16 protein-coding genes are annotated in these 17720 nt (G+C 59.6%); 1 reads left to right on the top strand and 15 read right to left on the bottom strand.

What is annotated here, in order from left to right; translation table 11 throughout:
- Nucleotides 1-28 precede the first annotated feature (28 nt).
- From INR77_RS03175 to INR77_RS03145, 7 genes are read right to left on the bottom strand one after another with little or no spacing between them, the layout of a single operon-like run.
- Nucleotides 29-496: a hypothetical protein gene (locus INR77_RS03175; protein ID WP_223072496.1), complete on the bottom strand. Its 468-nt coding sequence runs from the start codon at nt 494-496 to the stop codon at nt 29-31.
- Nucleotides 489-1844, bottom strand: coding sequence for a FliI/YscN family ATPase (locus INR77_RS03170; protein ID WP_223072495.1), 1356 nt, complete (start codon nt 1842-1844; stop codon nt 489-491). The genes INR77_RS03175 and INR77_RS03170 overlap by 8 nt, the downstream gene beginning before the upstream one ends.
- Nucleotides 1845-1851: 7 nt before the next feature.
- Entirely contained in the window at nt 1852-2661 is an 810-nt protein-coding gene (locus INR77_RS03165; protein WP_223072494.1) for a FliH/SctL family protein, read from the bottom strand.
- Nucleotides 2645-3697 carry a flagellar motor switch protein FliG gene (locus INR77_RS03160; protein ID WP_223072493.1) on the bottom strand — a complete coding sequence of 351 codons (1053 nt, stop codon included), beginning with the start codon at nt 3695-3697 and terminating at the stop codon, nt 2645-2647. The genes INR77_RS03165 and INR77_RS03160 overlap by 17 nt, the downstream gene beginning before the upstream one ends.
- Nucleotides 3697-5526, bottom strand: a complete 1830-nt coding sequence (gene fliF, locus INR77_RS03155) for a flagellar basal-body MS-ring/collar protein FliF (protein WP_223072492.1) — start codon at nt 5524-5526, stop codon at nt 3697-3699. The genes INR77_RS03160 and fliF overlap by 1 nt, the downstream gene beginning before the upstream one ends.
- A 5-nt stretch (nt 5527-5531) precedes the next feature.
- Complete coding sequence (fliE, locus tag INR77_RS03150) at nt 5532-5918, bottom strand: flagellar hook-basal body complex protein FliE (protein ID WP_223072491.1); 387 nt, start codon at nt 5916-5918, stop codon at nt 5532-5534.
- Nucleotides 5915-7231: a sigma-54-dependent Fis family transcriptional regulator gene (locus INR77_RS03145; protein ID WP_255573895.1), complete on the bottom strand. Its 1317-nt coding sequence runs from the start codon at nt 7229-7231 to the stop codon at nt 5915-5917. The genes fliE and INR77_RS03145 overlap by 4 nt, the downstream gene beginning before the upstream one ends.
- A 564-nt stretch (nt 7232-7795) precedes the next feature.
- Between INR77_RS03145 and INR77_RS03140 the strand changes: the two genes are divergently transcribed.
- Complete coding sequence (locus INR77_RS03140) at nt 7796-8614, top strand: flagellin (RefSeq protein WP_223072489.1); 819 nt, start codon at nt 7796-7798, stop codon at nt 8612-8614.
- 232 nt (nt 8615-8846) lie between these two features.
- Here the strand turns inward: INR77_RS03140 and INR77_RS03135 are convergent, their stop codons facing one another.
- The 8 genes from INR77_RS03135 to INR77_RS03100 all read right to left on the bottom strand — a co-directional run bounded on the left by INR77_RS03135 (nt 8847) and on the right by INR77_RS03100 (nt 17720).
- Nucleotides 8847-9665 (bottom strand): class I SAM-dependent methyltransferase, encoded by an 819-nt coding sequence (locus INR77_RS03135; RefSeq protein WP_223072488.1) that lies wholly within the window; start codon nt 9663-9665, stop codon nt 8847-8849.
- Nucleotides 9662-12091 (bottom strand): HAD family hydrolase, encoded by a 2430-nt coding sequence (locus INR77_RS03130; RefSeq protein ID WP_223072487.1) that lies wholly within the window; start codon nt 12089-12091, stop codon nt 9662-9664. Before INR77_RS03130 ends, INR77_RS03135 begins: the two co-directional genes overlap by 4 nt.
- A 63-nt stretch (nt 12092-12154) precedes the next feature.
- Nucleotides 12155-13108 carry a flagellar motor protein MotB gene (locus INR77_RS03125; protein ID WP_223072486.1) on the bottom strand — a complete coding sequence of 318 codons (954 nt, stop codon included), beginning with the start codon at nt 13106-13108 and terminating at the stop codon, nt 12155-12157.
- A 14-nt stretch (nt 13109-13122) separates the two neighbouring features.
- Nucleotides 13123-13986, bottom strand: coding sequence for a flagellar motor stator protein MotA (gene motA / locus INR77_RS03120; RefSeq protein ID WP_223072485.1), 864 nt, complete (start codon nt 13984-13986; stop codon nt 13123-13125).
- A gap of 49 nt (nt 13987-14035) precedes the next feature.
- Nucleotides 14036-14950 (bottom strand): flagellar biosynthesis protein FlgL, encoded by a 915-nt coding sequence (locus tag INR77_RS03115; RefSeq protein ID WP_223072484.1) that lies wholly within the window; start codon nt 14948-14950, stop codon nt 14036-14038.
- Nucleotides 14950-16308, bottom strand: a complete 1359-nt coding sequence (gene flgK, locus INR77_RS03110; protein ID WP_223072483.1) for a flagellar hook-associated protein FlgK — start codon at nt 16306-16308, stop codon at nt 14950-14952. The genes INR77_RS03115 and flgK overlap by 1 nt, the downstream gene beginning before the upstream one ends.
- A 3-nt stretch (nt 16309-16311) precedes the next feature.
- Nucleotides 16312-16620: a rod-binding protein gene (locus INR77_RS03105; protein ID WP_223072482.1), complete on the bottom strand. Its 309-nt coding sequence runs from the start codon at nt 16618-16620 to the stop codon at nt 16312-16314.
- Nucleotides 16617-17720 carry a flagellar basal body P-ring protein FlgI gene (locus INR77_RS03100; RefSeq protein ID WP_223072481.1) on the bottom strand — a complete coding sequence of 368 codons (1104 nt, stop codon included), beginning with the start codon at nt 17718-17720 and terminating at the stop codon, nt 16617-16619. Before INR77_RS03100 ends, INR77_RS03105 begins: the two co-directional genes overlap by 4 nt.

Raw genomic sequence — 17720 nt, 5'->3', positions numbered from 1 at the left:
CGGGCCAGCTGCCATGGCAGGCGTAAGGCTAGTCCGGTGTTGCGGAACCCTTGTGCAACTTGCGTGCCACCTTTGCAGGCGTGGTCAGTTCGCTCGGCAACTCGCGCTTTGCCTTCAAGTCGGCCAGAGCCCGCTTCTCGCCCGCCACGCGCTCTTCGTGAGCGCTCATTTTCGTCTCCGCCGCTGCCAGCGTCCGCATCTGGAACGCGGCCTGCTCGCGCGCGTCCTCATGTGCCTGGGCTGCGGTATCTGACATCTTCTGAAGCGAATGGATGAAGGCAAGATCGCGCGACAAGGATTGGCCAAGCCGCACATTGGTGGGCTCGCCGCTGCGCCGTGAATATTCGCTCAAAAGCTCATTGGCGCGCGCCTTGATATCGGCGCTGCGCTCTTCCTCTGCGATGGCATTGGCAAGCGCAAAGCGCGCCTCGCGCCGGGCGATTTGCGCCAGCAGCAATTGCCGCTTGGCAATCTTAAGGCGGCGTTCCTCAGCCATTTATCGCAGCGCCCGGAGCTTGCACCTGTGCGCTGAGCGCCGCGAGTGCCTCTAGGCTTTCATCAAGACTGACCGCTTGCCCGCGCGGCTGCGTCAAAAAGGCATCAATCGCATTGGAATGGCCAAGCGCGCGGTCAAGCGTCTCATCCGACCCCGCACGATAGGCCCCCATCATCACAAGATCGCGGTTTTCCTCGCGTGCAGAAATGAGCGAGCGCACCAGCCGCGCGGCCTCGATCACATCATCGCTCACCACACCGTCCATCACCCGGCTGAGCGATGCGGGCACATCAATCGCCGGGTAATGCCCGCGCTTGGCGAGATCGCGGCTTAAGAGGATATGCCCGTCGAGGATCGCGCGCGCGGTATCGACCACCGGATCGTTCATGTCATCACCGTCGGCGAGCACCGTGTAAACGCCAGTGATCGCCCCGCCTGAACTTGCCGAATTGCCCGCCCGCTCGACCAGCCGTGTGATCGCGGCCAGAGCGCTTGGCGGATAACCGCGCGCTGCTCCCGGCTCGCCCAAAAGCAGAGCCAGTTCGCGCGCTGCATGAGCAACGCGGGTAAGGCTGTCGACGATCAGAGCAACGCTTTTTCCCTGTGCTCTGAAATACTCAGCGATCGAGCAGGCATATTGCGCCGCACGCAGCCGCAGATTGGCCGCGTGGTCAGCAGGCACCGCCACAAGCACCATCCGCCCGCGCCGCGCATCGGTCATATGGCGCGAGACGAAATCGGAAACTTCGCGCGCGCGCTCACCGATCATGGCGACTACGGTGACATCCGCCTTGGCTTGCCCCGCAATCGTGTCGAGCAAGACCGATTTGCCTACGCCCGAACCGGCGACTACGCCCACGCGTTGCCCCTTGCCCATTGTGGCGAGCGCATTGATCGCCCGCACGCCGCAATCGAATGGCTCGCGCACTGGCGCACGTTCAAGCGCGCCCTCGCGCCGCCCACCAAGCGGCCAATGGATCGCAAGATCAAGCGAAGGGCCGCCATCAATCGGCTTACCCAGGCCATCAACCGCGCGGCCCAGCAGGGCATCGCCCACTTCGACCATACCCGGCGTTCCCACAGCGCGAACCGCAGATTGCGGGCGAAGCAGCTGCGTATCGCCCAGCAACATCATCAAGGAATGACCGCTGCGAAACCCGATCACTTCGGCAAGCGCGCTGTCCTCTTGGCCCTCGCCGATGACGCCGAGGGAGCCGATGGGAAGCGGAAGGCCCGACACCTCGATCAAACCTCCGTCGCACGCGACAACTTTGCCTGAAAGCACCGGGCCTGCCTCAATGCGCGCAGCGCGGTGGCGGGCAAGTTCGATCTGGAGTTCGGCAAGCATGGCCCCCCTACCCTTTGATCGCGTCGGCTATGGCGCGGCGCCAGTCTTCGGGGCGATCGCTGACCATGCCGTCTTGCGTCTCAAGCTTGAGCCCCCCACGCTCAGCGGTGGGATCACCGACCAATCGCCAGCCTTCCAATCCGCCTTTGTCAATCAAGGTGAGATCATGGGGATGCAGGTAAAGCGTCGCCTCTACCGCCCCCGCCCCAAGACGCAGCGCTGCCTCAAGACAGCGGCGTTTGAGAGCATCGGGCGCAGGGATGAAATCAGCGAGGCTTTGTTTGCAAAGCGCAACCACCGTCTCCGCCAGTTCGTCGGCAAGTGCATCCATTGCAGCCTGATCAAGCGCGCGAAATGTCTGGCGCAATTGCAGTTTGCGCTTGGCCTCTTCCTCGTGTTCAGCGAGCGCCTCCTCGCGCCCTGCCAGCTTGCCCTGCTCGAAAGCTTCGGCAATCGGGTCGATTTCTGGTTCTGGTTCGGGTTCGGGTTCTGGTTCGGGCTCGGGTTCAGGTTCAGGCTCAGCGCTATCTGCCTCTTCCTCTGCCGCTTCTTCGCCCAGAGCCTCTCTTAACAGATTGACCAGCGGGTCTTCCTCTGAGCCTTCTGGAATATCCGATGGCTCTTCAAGCGGTTCGGGTGGTTGGGCTGCGCACTCTTGCGGCAATCCTTCGACGAACCCTTCCAAAGGTTTGGAAAAATCGGGCAGCCAGTCGAGTGTCTTTACCCCTGCGCTGTGACCTTTTGCGCCATCGCCGGTACTATCATCGTGTGGCCGCTCAAGCAGCGCGGTGAGCCAATCGCTAGACGAAGTCGCCATCGCCGCCTCCAAGGTCAATCTCACCTTGATCGGCAAGCTGACGCGCCAGATTCACAATCTTGCGCTGCGCGTCTTCCACGTCCTTCTTGGACAGGCGTTGGCGCATTTCGATCTCGTCCTTGATACCATCCGCAGCGCGCGAGGACATACAACGGAAGAACACATCGCGGCTTTCCTCTTCGATGCCTTTGAGCGCATCAATAAGCGCCTCATTGTCGACATCGCGAAGGATGCGGCCCATGGTTTTCGCATCAAGTTCAAGCAGCATCTCAAAGGTGAAGAGCTCTTCTTCGATGCGTTCAGCCAATGGTGCATTGCGCTGCGCAATGGCAGGCAGGACGACGCCTTTAAGATCGGCAGCGCCAGCATTGATAAGCGCGGCTGCATCTTTCGCCCCGCCAATCGTAAGGGCTGCTGGACCAAAGTTCGAACCGATTTTCTGCGACAAAAGCTTATCAATCATATCAATCGCTTGCTGAGAAATCGGGCCCATGGTGGCGACCTTCTCAACGACGATTGACTGAATGTTCGCAGGCAGATTGGAGAGCACTTCTGCGGCAGGCTCAGCTTCGAGCATAAGAAGAAGGGCGGCGATCACCTGCGGGTGTTCTTCCTCAATCAATTTGAGCAGCACAGAAGGCGCAAGCCAGCGCGCCATTTCAAGGCTTCGCGGCTTGGGATCAGGGTCAAGCTTGAGCATCATGCTTTCCGCTTTTGTCGGACCCAAAGAGCGTTCCATCATGGCGCGCACCTGCGCATTGCGATCAGGCACCGGGGTGCGGTCCGCTTCGCTTTCGGCGACGAAATCTTCCAATGCCTCGATCATCATTTCGCGGCTGATTTCGCCCACTTCGAGCATGGTTGCACCGATGACTTCGAGCTCATCGGGTTCCATACGCGCCATAAGCGCGGCGGCCTCGTCATCTTCCAAAAGCATCAGGAAAATCGCGACCCGCTGTATCCGCGAAAGCAGCTTCTTGCGCGGCGCTTCCTTGACGTCTCCCTCAGCGCCCTCGGCGATCTGATCTTCTTCCATCAGACCTCCTCCTCTTGAGCTTCTTCGGCAAGCTCTTCAGGTTCATCAATCATGCGTTGCAGCACTTCGACAGCCTTTTCAGGTTGGGTCACAGCAAGCTCGCGGGCTCTGCCGATTTTCTCTTCGAACAGCTGTTGCGGGGTCAAAGGAACGCCGGTGTCAGCGCTCTCGCCCGAATTGTCAGCCGAGGCTTCACCCTCGCCATCTGCCCCTTCGCCATCGTCACCCTCGGACTTGTCATTATCACCTGCCTCATCATCCTCGGATTGATCTTCGAGCTTGTCCTGATCCGCGTTCTCTTTGTCGTCGTCCTCGTCGTCTTTCTTGCCCTTCTTGCCTTTCTTGTCCTTCTTCTTGTCTTCGTCCTCAGGGCCCTTGACCGCTTTAATAAGCGGGCGAACCGCAAGAAGCAGGACCATAAGAACAGCAAGCAATGCGGCAACAATGCGCAGGATCTGGGCAAACCAGCCTTGCTCATAAAAGGCCATGGGTTCGACTTCACTATCGTCAAACGCGCCCACTGCGATCTCGACCTGATCACCGCGCGCTTCGTCTGCGCCAACAGCTGCGCTTACCAGCGTTTGCAATTGTTCAGCGGTCATGGGTGCTGCAGCTTCAAGCGCGGCCTCGCTTACCGCGATGGCAACTGACAGCTTGACCAGCCCGCCCGGACGGCTCGATGTCACTGCAACTTCGCGGCCCAGTTCATAATTGCGCTGCACCGCGCTTTCGGTATCACGCGCAAGCTCTGCTTCAGCTGCTTGTGCTTCGGGATCGGGGGGCACATCTTCAAGCTCGGGATCAGGCGGCGGCACATTAGCCGCAGCGCCCGGAACACCGCCCGGCCCAGCGCGCGCCACGCGCGAGGAATTGCGCTCGCTTTCAGAACGCACCGCGCCTTCCTGATCGTATGTCTCGCGCGCCGAAGTCACCTCCTCGCGCACCAGTTCGGCCTGCACCTGGCTCGAAAAATTGCCCTCACCCAAAATCGGGGTGAGAAGGCTTGCGACCTGTTCCTGCAGCTTGGCTTCAAATTCGCGCTGGAGCAGCAAGCCGTCCAATTGATCTTCACGCGGGGCTGAAAGCAGTCGACCGTTCTGATCGACGACGCGCACATTATCAGGCGTCATGCCCGGAACTGAGCCTGAAACAAGGTTCACGATCGCTTCGACCTGCGGCTGGCTCAGCGAGCGACCATTGGCAAGACGCAGCATCACGCTCGCGCTGGGTGGATTGTTCTCGCGCACAAAGACAGAGCGTTCAGGCGTTGCAAGGTGCACGCGTACAGCCTCAATCCCGTCGATCTCGCGAATTGTGAGCATCAACTCACGCTCGCGTGCAAGGCGCAAACGCTCGCCTTCCAGAGTGCGGCTGGAGCCAAGGGGGATAGAATCGAGCATTTCGCTCGCCCCTTGAGGCGCGGCCAGTCCGGCATCGCTCGCAACCAGCATACGCGCGCGGTAAATGTCGGCTTCTGACACGGTCAAAATGCCTGATGAGGTGTCGATATTGTAATCAATCCCGCCCGCTTCGAGCGTTTGCACAACGCTTGCGCGCTCGGCATCGGTGAGGCTTGAATACAAAATGCGCTGAGGCGGGGTGGAGATCGCGAGATAGACTGCCGCTGCCGCCGCGACCACGCCAAGCCCGATGAGGCCCGGAACCGCGCGCTTGAAGGCAGGTTGCTGGGTGAAGGCGCGGATCGTGTCCTGCCAACCGCCAGCACCTGGCTGACCACCAGCAAAATCACCCATTGGCACCGCGCCGGGCGGCGCAGCCGGAACACCCCCCTTAAAGGAGCCACCGTTAGGAACACTTAGCTCAGCCACTTAGATCAGCCCCCCATCCGCAAGATGTCCTGATAGGCGGACAAAAGCTTGTTTCTGACCTGGAGCGTCGCTTCAAAAGCAACGCCTGCTTCCTGCCTAGCGAGCATGACTTTGGCGACATCGGTCACCTCCCCGCGCTCGTAAGCCGCCTGCATATCGGAGGATCGCTTTTGCACTGCACTCACATCCTGCATCGCGTTTTGCAGCGTATCGGCAAAGCCTGCGACCTGTCCCGGCGCACCTGTTGGCGTGCCCGCTTGCGCCGCGTCCGTTCCCGACGCCTCGCTCGCGGAGCCAGTACGCACTTGCTGAAGCGCCTGAGAGCGCTGCAGGATTTCCTGACGCAGAGCCATCACCTGATTGATGCCCCCTGCTGTACCGCCGACCCTCATGCCGCGCTCCCTGTCTCAAGCAGACCGTTCTCGCGCATGGACGCAAGGCGATAACGCAGCGTGCGCTCCGAAATGCCAAGACTGGCAGCGGTTTTGCCCCGGTGCCCGCCGTGGGCATCAAGCGCGCGCAAGATCGCCTGCGCTTCGGACTGAAACGCAACATCGGAAAGCGATGCGGGCGCGCTGGACGCTGTTGCCGAAGGGGCCGTTTGAGCAGGGGGCCGAATAAGATCCGCCCCTGCATCGCTGGACACGCTGGCGACCAGAGGTTGTCCAATTTGAGGAGCCTGTAGCGGCTGATTGAAGACGATGTGCTGCGCCTCAATCGTGTTCGCATCGCCTGCCAGAAGGATCGCCCGGCGAATAACATTTTCAAGCTCGCGCACATTGCCCGGCCAATGGTGCGCTTCAAGCGATGCAATCGCCTCAGGCGCAATCCAGCTTGGCAAAGCGCGCTGCGCGCCGTGGCGAAGCAGCATTCCGAAGGCGAGCGGCGCAATGTCGGCGCGGCGCGCGCCAAGCGCGGGCAGGACAAGGGGAAAGACGTTGAGCCTGTAATAAAGGTCTTCGCGAAAACGCCCCTGCGCCACTTCGTCGGCAAGCGTTCGATTGGTCGCGGCAACGATACGCACATTGATCTTGACCGGCTTGGTTGCGCCAAGGGGCAAGACTTCGCCTTCCTGCAAAGTGCGCAAAAGCTTGGCCTGAAGCGCCAGAGGCATTTCGCCAATTTCATCGAGCAGCAGTGTGCCACCATCGGCTGCGCGAAAAAGCCCCTCTCGCGCTTCGCCTGCTCCTGTAAAGGCACCTTTGCGGTGACCGAACAGCAGGCCTTCGAGCATCGCTTCGGGCATGGCCGCGCAGTTTACAGGGACAAACGGTCCATCACCGCGCGCGCTCATACGGTGCACGAATTGCGCAAACACTTCTTTGCCAGTGCCCGTGGGCCCTTCGAGAAGGACGGGAATTTCGCTTGCCGCAATGCGTTCAGCCAGTGTGAGAAGCGCGAGGCTCTCGGTATCGCGCGCAATCGGCCATCCGCCATGCGATGCCCCCGCAATCAGGGCCGCGCGCGCCTCATCCAGACAGTCAGCTGTATAACGCAGCGCAATTTTGCCATCGCTGATCCGGGTGAGCGATGGTGTTTGCGAGCCTGTTGAACCAAGTTTGTGAAGATCAATTGCGATCCGTGTGTCGCGGCCGCGCGCAGCGTTGCCACCGGGCTGCGACTTGGGAAAATCGCCCCGGTCGCCAAGGACAAGGCGGTCCTGTAGCCAGCTTTGCGCAAGCAGAGGCAGGGTAGGCCCGGTCAAGCCAGCGTGCCCATCAAGCTCGCTTGCTTGACTTGAAGATATACCCTCGCGACAATTTTCAAAAAGACGGCTTGCTTGCGCGTTCATTGCTCTACCCGGTTCGTTGTGGTGGAAAGGATTTGCCGGGTGGGCGGACAAAATAGAGCAAATTTAAGCCACTGTAGGACCCCTTAGGGAATGTTCCGGATTTGCCCGCAAGTTGTTGAAAAACAGAGCCGCACACACGCTCAATCGGCAAGCCGTGCGGCAAAATCAAGCCTGCAATTGCTTAATAGTTCGCCATACCAAGGGGGCGGCAAAAATTCTCAGGGTTAGGATTTTCAGGGTATTCGTCAGGGCATCCGCCTGCCGCAAAGCGAAGCCTTATGTAAGAGCGCTCTTGCGCTTCGCGGGAATAATGCACGCATTCCCCTTTACCGCCCGCCCCACTTTCAGCGCCTTTTCCAGCGTCCCAAGATTTTTTGGCTTAAACTTTTTCGGCAACGTCCGGTCTAGGGTTCGACAGGTGCGGCAATTGGCTGCTCTGTTCAGACCACTTGCACTTGGAAAACGGGAGAAAGACCCATGTCCGTAATTAACACCAATATCTCTGCCCTTCGCGCCCAGAACGCCAGCATGAATGCAAACAATATGCTCGGCACTTCGATGGAGCGCCTGTCGACCGGTAACCGGATCAACAGCGCAGCTGACGATGCCGCAGGCCTTTCGATTGCAACCGGCATGACCGCCGACATCCGCGCTCTCAACCAAGGCGTTCGCAACGCATCAGACGGTATCGCACTTGCGCAAACCGCAGAAGGCGCTCTGGAAGAAGTTTCCAATATGCTCCAGCGTGTCCGCGAGCTTGCAATCCAGTCACAAAACGGCACGCTCGATGCTGTCGACCGGGGCTTTCTCGACACTGAGGTGACAGAGCTTGCTTCGCAGATTGACGACATTCTCACGAACACCGAATTCAACGGCGTGGCTGTCTTCAGCACGACCAGCGGCAGTGACGTGTCGGTCAACATTCAAATCGACGCAGGCCGTTCGATCACGCTGACCAGCACGGCGATTGACAACTCCAACCTTGACGCAGCCGGCCTTGACGTGAGCTCTGCCACAAACGCTGCGACCGCAGTAACCAACGTGGACGCTGGCCTTCAGGCTGTGAACACCACGCGTTCATCGCTGGGTGCGGGTCAAAACCGTCTGGAAGCTGCGATCAACAATTTGACCACGACTGCAACGAACCTGACCGATGCACGCTCGCGGATTGAAGACACTGACTTCAGCAAAGAGACGACCGAATTGGCCAAGGCACAGATCCTTGGACAGGCCTCGACCGCAATGCTCGCCCAGGCGAACCAGTCTCAGCAGAACGTTCTGTCGCTCCTGCGATAAGATCGCTCTGACTAACCAGCTCCCCTCCGGGGTGGCAAGGAAACCCGGGGTCCGACAAGGGCTCCGGGTTTTTATCATTGTTGATGGGGCGCTCATGACATCCGTCCTGAGCTTGGTGCCAAGCCGGCCCACTCCCCCGCCCTTCCGCCCTTGAGAATAGTGTTCCGGGTGGAAGGGCGGGGGAGTGGGCTGGTGCCGCAAAGGACCGGGCGGATGCCCGGCACGCACGCAATTACGACGCGCTGCGATCCTGCCAATCGACCACTTCAAGCCAGTTGCGAAGGCGGTTTTCCTCCAGTCTGGCAATCAATGGATTGGCATGGAAGGGCAGCAAAAACTCGGCCAATGCGCCGGACCATTGCGCTTCCGCATCAAAGATGATCCCAAGGCCAAGCACGGCTGGCACATGGACGTAGAAGAGCGGGCGGTCTTCGGTGTCAGCTTCTTTCAGGAAATCCTCGACAGCAGTAAGCACGCCGTTACGCTCACCGCCTGCCTGAAGCGCGACGGCAAAGGCGCCCATACCGCGAAGGCCTCTTCCAGCCAGCACGCCATCTTCGCCAAGGCGAACCCCATGATCGAAGCTGTGCGGGTGGCGCCAACCGGGCGGCACGCGGTCTGGCGCGTAGTAAAAATCGCGCCGCGCACACGGCCATGAAACATCGTGCATAAAGGCAAGCAAAGGTTTGCCGCTCGCGCGCTGTGCGGCATCAATGGCGATAAGCTCGTGATAAACGGTGTAATAATTGTGATCGCCATCGACAAACCAGGCATCGACTGCCTCCACACCGTCCCCAAGCGCATCGAGCGACGGCTTTGCAATATGGTGCACATTGCTTTGCGTGGCCGCCCAATCGGCAAAGCCATCGGCGGGTTCGGGATCAATGCAGGTGAGCGTTCCGCCCGCTGTGCCGCTTTGCTCGGCAAGCAGCTTGGACATACCGCCAAACTCGCTACCAATTTCGGCGATGTCTTTCACCTTTGCCTGTTCAAGACACGGGATGATCAGGCTCGAAAATTCAGCCATGGAATGGATCATCAAATCGCTCATGCGGCTTGCTCCTTGTGTGGCGAGGGGACAGGTGCCGCAGCTGTCACGGCCTTGCGGGAGATGAGTGGGCGGATCACGACTTCTATCATCTTTGGGTCATCTTCATCTTGTCCTTGCGGAATATTGACCAGCACAAATGCCGCCGCCCCGGTGCATTCATGAATGCCCGGCGCGTGGAGTTTGACCCCATCATATTGAACGCCAAGCTCCTCAATTTGCTTGTCGTTTTCGCGCCCACCTTTAAGCGCGCCAACGCTCGCCATTGAGATTGAGGCAAGCTCAAACCACTCGAAAACCGAGCCGACTTGAAGGCCAATGCTCTGCACCCCATCAGGGACAGGCACGCGCACGCTGTAATATCCCTCGTGGGTTGAGCGCGCCTCAATCATGCCTTGCGCGCTGTCGGCAGCGCTCATGAAAAAGGCAGGGAGGGTAAAGCCGGCGGCGCTGGTATCGTGATAGGTAAGGCCAAGGCCAAAGCGCTTTTGCGCAAAATGCGAGAGCCTGGTGTGAAAATCCTCGCCCTCAATCTCGGCGGGCAGGAACATCCGCTCAGAGCCGACCATGTAAAACAGGCCGCGCCGCCGTAACCCTTCATGCGCATGGCCTGCATCGAACAGCGGCACTTTACGCTCGGAACCCATATTGATGTCGTGTTCAAAGCTTTTGAGGATGGCCAGTTCATCGGCATGGGGCAGGAACATGAACCGGGTGAGCACGCCGCTGGCGCACTCTCTAAACCCGCGCGCTTCATGCTCGGATCGCTGGCGGATGGTGCACCCTTCGCTGGCCGCGCGCACATATTGTAGCGCCCCTTCCTGCACGCGAGTTCGCACCTCGCTTTGCGCGCCTTTGACCGAGGGTTCTTCGCGGATCGGCTCACCTTCAGGAGTGAAATCCACCACCGAACCCATCTCACAGGTCGCCAGCTGCTCAATTACGGAAACATTGCCGCACAGCGCATCGAGCAATTCGCCATCAAAGTGCCGCTCATCAAGCAGGCCCTTTTTATCAAGCCCGGCGGCGGTGAGTTCTCGCAAGAGGAGATAGCGCCCGGCGACATGGCAATCGAAACTTTCCGACAAAAGCGCATCGATCTGGCTTTGCGCTGTGCCATTGTAGCCAAGGTCAACCAGCATCAGCGTGTCGCCTTTTTGCGGGTTCACCCTCGATCGGACATGAGCAATCAGTCGCTCAGCGCGCTCGCGCGCGCGTTTGCGGATGATTTTTTCGCGCTTGCCCTTGCGCAGTTCGGCAAGCAGCTTGAACGAGCCCTCGATCATTTCCTGCTGATTGTCGTCAGGCCCGACCAGGCTCGCTATCTCATCCTCGGTAAAGAGCATCTGGCGCGCAAGCGTGGAGGGTTTGAGCCCCAGTTCCAGCGCGAATTTGCGGGTGTAGGCATCGCTTGAGGTGAGCGCGGCTGAAGTTGCGACAAAGCGGCTGATCTCCACGCGCGCGGTGCTTTGCTCCTCGCCTGCAATTTCATGCACAGCGTGGGGCAAATGCCCATCGCGCAGCATGAACAGCCAATGCACCCGGCCCCCGCGTTCTTTTTGCAGCGCTTTCGCTTCGGCGCGAAGCCATTGATCGAAAGCGTAAAACACTGGACCCAGCACCGTCAGCCCCAGTCTTTGCGCTGACTCGCTCACCTGCGGCTCTTCATTCGCCAAGGTCGCCCGGTGCGGCATCAGAGCGCGTACGCCTGCACCCGCATCACCGATCATCTGCTGGCAGCTCCTCTCAAACCTGAGGCGCTGCTTTGCGGTTTCGCTAAACTGGAGAAGGTGCAGCGCCGGAACGCCAAGCGCGCGCGATGCCTCATAATCGGCGACCTTATTGTCCCCGATATGAAGCACATCGGTAGGCTTTGCCTTGATCGCCTGCAGCGCCTTTGCCAGCAGCCCTTCGGATTTGGAGATGCCCGCTTCGGAGGATACGAAAATCTTGTCGATGAGCCCTGCGACCTCCTCGCCAGCGGCCTGTTCGATCAAGCTGCGCAATTGGCGCGCGCTCAAATAAGTGTCGGAAACAATGATGGTCGTAAGACCGCGCGCCTTGGCCTCTTTCATCAATTCAACCGTTGGGGCAAAGGCGAAACAGCTGTCCATTTCCGCCTGCAATTCGGCCGCAACCGCATCTTCGCGCGTTACCCGGCCAGCATTAGGCAAACCTTGGGCGTAAATCGCCTCAATGCTCACTTCATTGCGTTTTCTCAGCGCCAGCTCAGCCTTGCGCGCGTGTTTCTCGGCAACCAAACGCTGAGCGACGCTGAGGTCGGGAAGCGCTGCGAAAACGTCGCTTGGCTCGTAGCAATCGCGCCATAAAAGCGTGTCGAAACAGTCGAGCGAAAGGACTTTCACCCCCTCACCTGCGCGCTGCAAAGCAAGCGGCATTTCATGCGGGCGGATTGTCTCGGCGCTCATCTCTTCGTCTTCCTCCAGCCAGGGTTCCGTGTGCGGCTGGGACGAGAGGTAAAGGCACGTGGTTTACGCGGAGGGACTGGCCTCTTCCGTGCTCTCCCTTAAGGCGTTTTGCGGACCCATCGCGCCGCGAGGGCGCTGGCGACCGCCCTGCTCTTCAAGCAAGAGCAAAGATATACGCCGGTTGCGCGGGTCAGCGGGATTGTCAGCGATCAACGGCTCTGTTTCGGCAACCCCTTCGATCCGGGCAAAACGCCCTGGAGGAATCCCGCTGCGGATGAGTTGCTGGCGCGTTGCCTCGGCCCGGCCTGCGGACAAGGACCAGTTGTTGGCCTGAACTCCCTCGCGATAGGGCAAACTGTCAGTGTGACCGCGAAGGATGAGCGGCTGCGAGCGTTCCTCGACAATTTTACTGATCACCTCAATGATCTTGCGCGCCTCAGGTGTGAGGATCGTCGTACCAAGCGCGAACATGGAGAAATCGGCATCATCAACAAGATCAATGCGAATCCCTTCGGGCGCGCGCATCACGCGCACTTGCTTGGCGTATTTGGCGATGCCTTCTTCGCCGAGGATTTCCTCCATAATTTCCTTGCGGATCTCTTCCTTGAGCTCTTCCAGCTGCTTTTCACTCAGTTCGCCTTCAAAGCCGCCTTCCTTTGGGCCACCTGACTTGCCGCGCGGCACAGTGATGGTGCGCGTGCCGGTCTGACCCATGGCGTTGGGGTAATTGTCGACATCGGTGAGCGAGCTTCCTCCCAGCATCCCTTCGGCAGAACCCGCCGATTGCTGGCGCGTTTTGACAAGGGTGGGCGAGAAATAATCCGCGATCCCTTTACGCTGGTTTTCTTCCGTAGCGCCAAGCAACCACAACAAAAGAAAGAACGCCATCATCGCGGTCACAAAGTCCGCATAGGCGACCTTCCACGCGCCGCCGTGGTGACCGCCTTCTTCGATGGTGATCTTCTTGACGATGATCGGCGCAAGGGGCTCTGGAGCAGGAGCGGCTTCTTCAGCCATGGTTCTTGTCCCCCTTATTTACCGCGCATCATGTCGAGCAGGTCGGTGAGCTTGGGCCGGTGCGCAGGCGGCAGGCCGGAGCGCGCCGCTTCGAGCACGAGCGGCTGCGGATAGCCGTGGAGGCTGGCTATGATCACCTGTTTGATCGAGTGATAAATCTGCATATCATGGGTGATCACCTGTTTGACCCGTCCTGCCATCGGTCCTGCAAGACCGTAGGCAAGGAAAATGCCAAGGAACGTCCCCACAAGCGCGCCGCCGATCATACCGCCCAGAACCTCTGGCGGCTCGTTGATCGAACCCATGGTCTTGATCACGCCCAGAACCGCCGCAACAATGCCCAGCGCGGGGAACGCATCCGCAAGCCCTTGAATGGCGTGCTGGGGCTCTTCCAGCTCGTGGGCCTGGGTTTTGATGGCATTGTCGATCACATCTTCGACCGCGCCGGTATCAAGCGTGCCCGACGACACCACCATAAGCGTGAGAGGGTCGCAAATCAGGCTGGAGACAACCGGATCGTTTTGCAGCTTTGGATATTCGCTGAAAATCGCAGAGGTCGAAGGATCGGTGACGTGCGCTTCCAAAGCCACTGCACCTTCTGAACGCAGCAATTTCATCAGCTTGGATGTAAGCGCGATTGCGTCGATATGGTCCTGATCGGAATATTGCGGGCCTTTAAAAACCTTGCCAAGCCCTGCGCCCATCAGCTTGATCTCGTGCATCGAATTGCCGATCAATGTCGCACCAAGCGCCGCACCGCCGATCATCATGAATTCAAGCGGAAGCGCCTTGATAATCGGACCCATTGCGCCGCCAGCCAGAATGTAGCCGCCGAACACCATGGCGAGGAGAACAACGATGCCAATGCCTGCAAACACTTAGGGGCCTTTCCGTGATTAAGAACGTGCGCCGTTGAGGACGACCGGTTTAAAGGGCGTTGAAGAGCGTAAGATTGCTGACCCGTGTGAAAGTGGTTTGGCTGGCTTCCAGAGCGGTCAGCGTCTGCTGCAAACGCACGATCACATCGGCGAGATTGGTATCGCCAATCTCTGAGCGTTTTTCAGCGATATTGATCGAGCGGATGGCCTGATCACCCTCAATCGCCTCAACCCAGGCTGCTCTGGTGCCGACGATGGTCTGATTGCGATTGGCAGCGTTCAAGGCTTCATCAAGCCCGCTGAGCGCGGTTTGCGCTGCGGCTTGAGGGTCAGTGCCTGTGCGCAATTCATCCGCCAAAGTGCTGAACACTTCAAAGCTGCTGGTGGGGGTTCCCGCGACATCAAATTCGAACAAGGCATCGCCGGTAATTCCGCGCTCAATATCGGTGCCCGGCGCAACCGGAACCGTACCCACCTGACCGTTGCCAGCATAAGTGACCGTACCATCGGGTGCGCGGGTGAAAGCGGGCGCACCAGCGGTTCCTGCAAAGAGCGGCGCGCCTGTGATCGAGATCGCATTGGAGCGGGTGAACAGCTCATCAGCCATCTGTTCAAGCTCATCGGCAATCGCCGCGCGGCCATTTTCGCCTTGCGTATCGTTGGCGGCCTGAATGGCGAGTTCGCGGGCGCGCTGGATCAGTTCGACGACGCCGCCAATCTGGTTGGAAGTTTCTTCCAGATCCTGACGCAGGCGCGCGGCGTTTTCCTGTTCGGTTTCGCCGCGCACTTCGAGCCGCGTAAGCTGGCGCAGGCGCGAGGCGGCAACCGGGTCTTCTGACCCGCGCTGGATACGAACGCCGGTTGCGATCTGCGTCTGAAACTCTTCGGCACTTTCGCGCAACACAGCCAACTGGCCAAGGGAGCGTTCATAAAAAGCGCCCGTCGAATTGCTCACAAAGCTCATCAGTTCAGCCCCAGAATAGTGTCAAAGATGTCGCCTGCGACCTGAATGACGCGGCTGTTTGCTTCAAAGGCTTGTTGCAGGCGGATAAGGTTGGCCGCCTCTTCATCGAGGTCCACACCCGTCTCGGTCAGCAATTCAGCCGCAGCGCTTCCGGCGATGATCGACAACCCCTCGCGCGTCGTCTCAAGCCCTGCGATACGACTGGAGAGCGAAAGCAGCGTGCGGTCCATTTCGGCAATCGGACCATCGTCTGCGCCAATCGCGGCAATCAGAGTGCTGAGGTTGGTGGTGTCGCGGCTTCCGGCAGGTGATCCAAGCGGGGCAAGCGCCAATTGGTCCCCATCGGTGAGCGCGAGGGCAATGTCACTTGCATTGGTGCCAGAAAAAAGCGGCTGTCCCGGCGTTCCGTCAAGCGCGGCGCCATTGGCCTGTGCATCATTGGCTCTCGTGATGGTGGAAAGCGCAATCGCATCGAGAGTGTCAGCGCGGTCGCGAAGATCGGCAAGCGCGGATACCCGGCCCGCCTGCGCGCCGCTGACCGGCGCGAAAGTGAGCCCGTCGAGTTCGAACGATGCAGTGCCGTCCGCTGCAATTGTCGAAGAGATGGTGTTCGCCGCCCCGCCATCGACCAGCACCGGCCCCACCTCGCCCGCAGGCGCAGGCGTAGTGATAAGCCGCACGGTGGCAGCGCCTCTTTCATCAAAACTGACTGAGAGGCTGAATTCCTCCGAAATATCGCGCAAGGCGGCATCGCGCGCATCAAACAGATTGGCCTGTGAGGCCGTACCGGGGCGCACATTGACAAGCTCGCGATTGATCCGCGCCAGTTCTGTCGCTGCGCCATTGGCCTGCTCGGTCCCGACACCGACCGCATCCTGAGCAAGCTCGCGCGCATTGGAAAGGCCCGTTTGCGCAGACTGGAACGTCACCGCCAATTGCCGCGCCGTTTCCACCGCGCCAGTGCGAAGCGCGGGGTCGGTGGGGTCGCTCTCCAGCAGGGTCAGCGAAGCTTCAAAATCAACAAGCCCGCGAAACAATCCCGATTGTTCTAGGCCAAGCTCTGCGTCTTTGAGCGCAGCAATATCAGTGTCAGCGCGCTGTACATCAGAGGCGCTGTCGCGTGCGCGTGCTTGAATAAGCTGGTTGTTAGGGCGCACGATCCCGCCAATCGCCACCCCCCCAAGGCTGTCGCTGGTGGTGTAGTCAATCACCGCAGAGGAAACAAACTCCTCCAGCTGGAGCGAGCGTCGGACATAATCAGGGTTCGAGGCATTGGCGATATTCTGCGCCGTGATTTCAATGCTGGCGCGCGCTGCTCGTGCCCCGCTTTGTCCGATGTTGATGAGATCAATGGTCATAGCCTATCCGTCTTTAGGGACGACGAATTGAGCAAGCTGTTCCTCGATACTCCGGGCAAACCCTAGGGTGCCGCTTTGCGCGGCAATATCCGCAAAATGTTCATCGCGCATGGTCTTGTATTGCTTCATGCCATTGCCGGTGAGCGGCGCATCCTCGGCCCACACGCTCTCACGCGCGACCTCCAGCATCTTGCGCACCATGATCGCTTCAAACCCTTGCGCAGCCTCGCGCAGTTCAAGCCGTTCAGGGCTGAGCTTTTCCGGCGCAGCCGCGGTTGCCGGGGCGGCGAGGGGGTTGGCAGGCGTGATCATATGACCACCATTTCGGCTTGCAATGCGCCTGCCTGCTTCATGCTTTCAAGGATGACGACAAGGTCGGATGCCTGAACGCCCAGCAGGTTGAGTGCATCGACAATCTCATTGAGATTGGCAGCGCCGGGGAACAAAGCCACACGGCTGTCAGCTTCTTCGATGGTGATCTGTGTGTCTTCCTCAATCGCGGTTTCGCCATTGGCAAATGGTTCAGGCTGGACCACCATCGGGTTCTCCTCAATCCGGATCACCAGCTTGCCGTGGCTGATCGCTGCAGGGCTAAGCCGGACCGCTTCGTTGATTACGACCGTCCCGGTGCGCGAATTGACGATGACTTTGGCAGCGACAGGTGCAGGGGTTACGGGAAGCATCTCAATCGCGGCCAATGCTGCTGCGCGCTCGTCATTGCCAAAGGGGAGCGCAAGTTCGATGCTCACCCCGTCTGCGACCTTGGCCATGCCCGGATACATTGAGTTCACCGCATCGCGCACCCGCGCCGCGGTCAGGAAATCGGCCTGGTGAAGGTTGAAGCGAAGCGTGCCTTCGCGGTCAAATCCGGTCGCTACCGCCTGTTCAACCGTTGCCCCATCGGCAATCCGGCCAACGGTGTTGACGTTGACCGACACTTGCGACCCGTCACGGCCCGACACGCCCAGCCCGCCCACGGCGACATTGCCCTGTGCCATGGCGTAAATCTGTCCATCGGCCCCATAAAGCGGGGCCAGCACAAGCGCGCCCCCGCGAAGGGAGCGCGCCTGGCCCAGGGTAGAGACAGTGATGTCGATGCGTTGGCCCGGCTTTGCAAAAGGGGGCAGTTCAGCGGTGATGATAACCGCCGCCGCATTGCGCAAATTCGGGCTGACGCCGGGAGGCAATTGCAGCCCCAGCCGGCCCGACACACCCAGCATCGCCTCGCGCACATATTCAAGGTTGTCATCGCCTGTCCCTTGCAGGCCCACGACAATGCCATAGCCGGTCAATTGGTTGGCTCTCAGCCCTTCAAACTGACCCAGATCGCGGATCCGTTCAGCGTGCGCATCATTCGGGAAAAGCGTAAGCAAAGCGGCCATAAAGGTGATGCAGATTCGGAAAAGCAGCAT

This window comes from Erythrobacter sp. SCSIO 43205 (assembly GCF_019904235.1).
Lineage (GTDB): Bacteria > Pseudomonadota > Alphaproteobacteria > Sphingomonadales > Sphingomonadaceae > Erythrobacter.
Note: the sequence above shows the minus strand (reverse complement) of the source record. Positions and strands in the feature narration are given on the sequence as shown.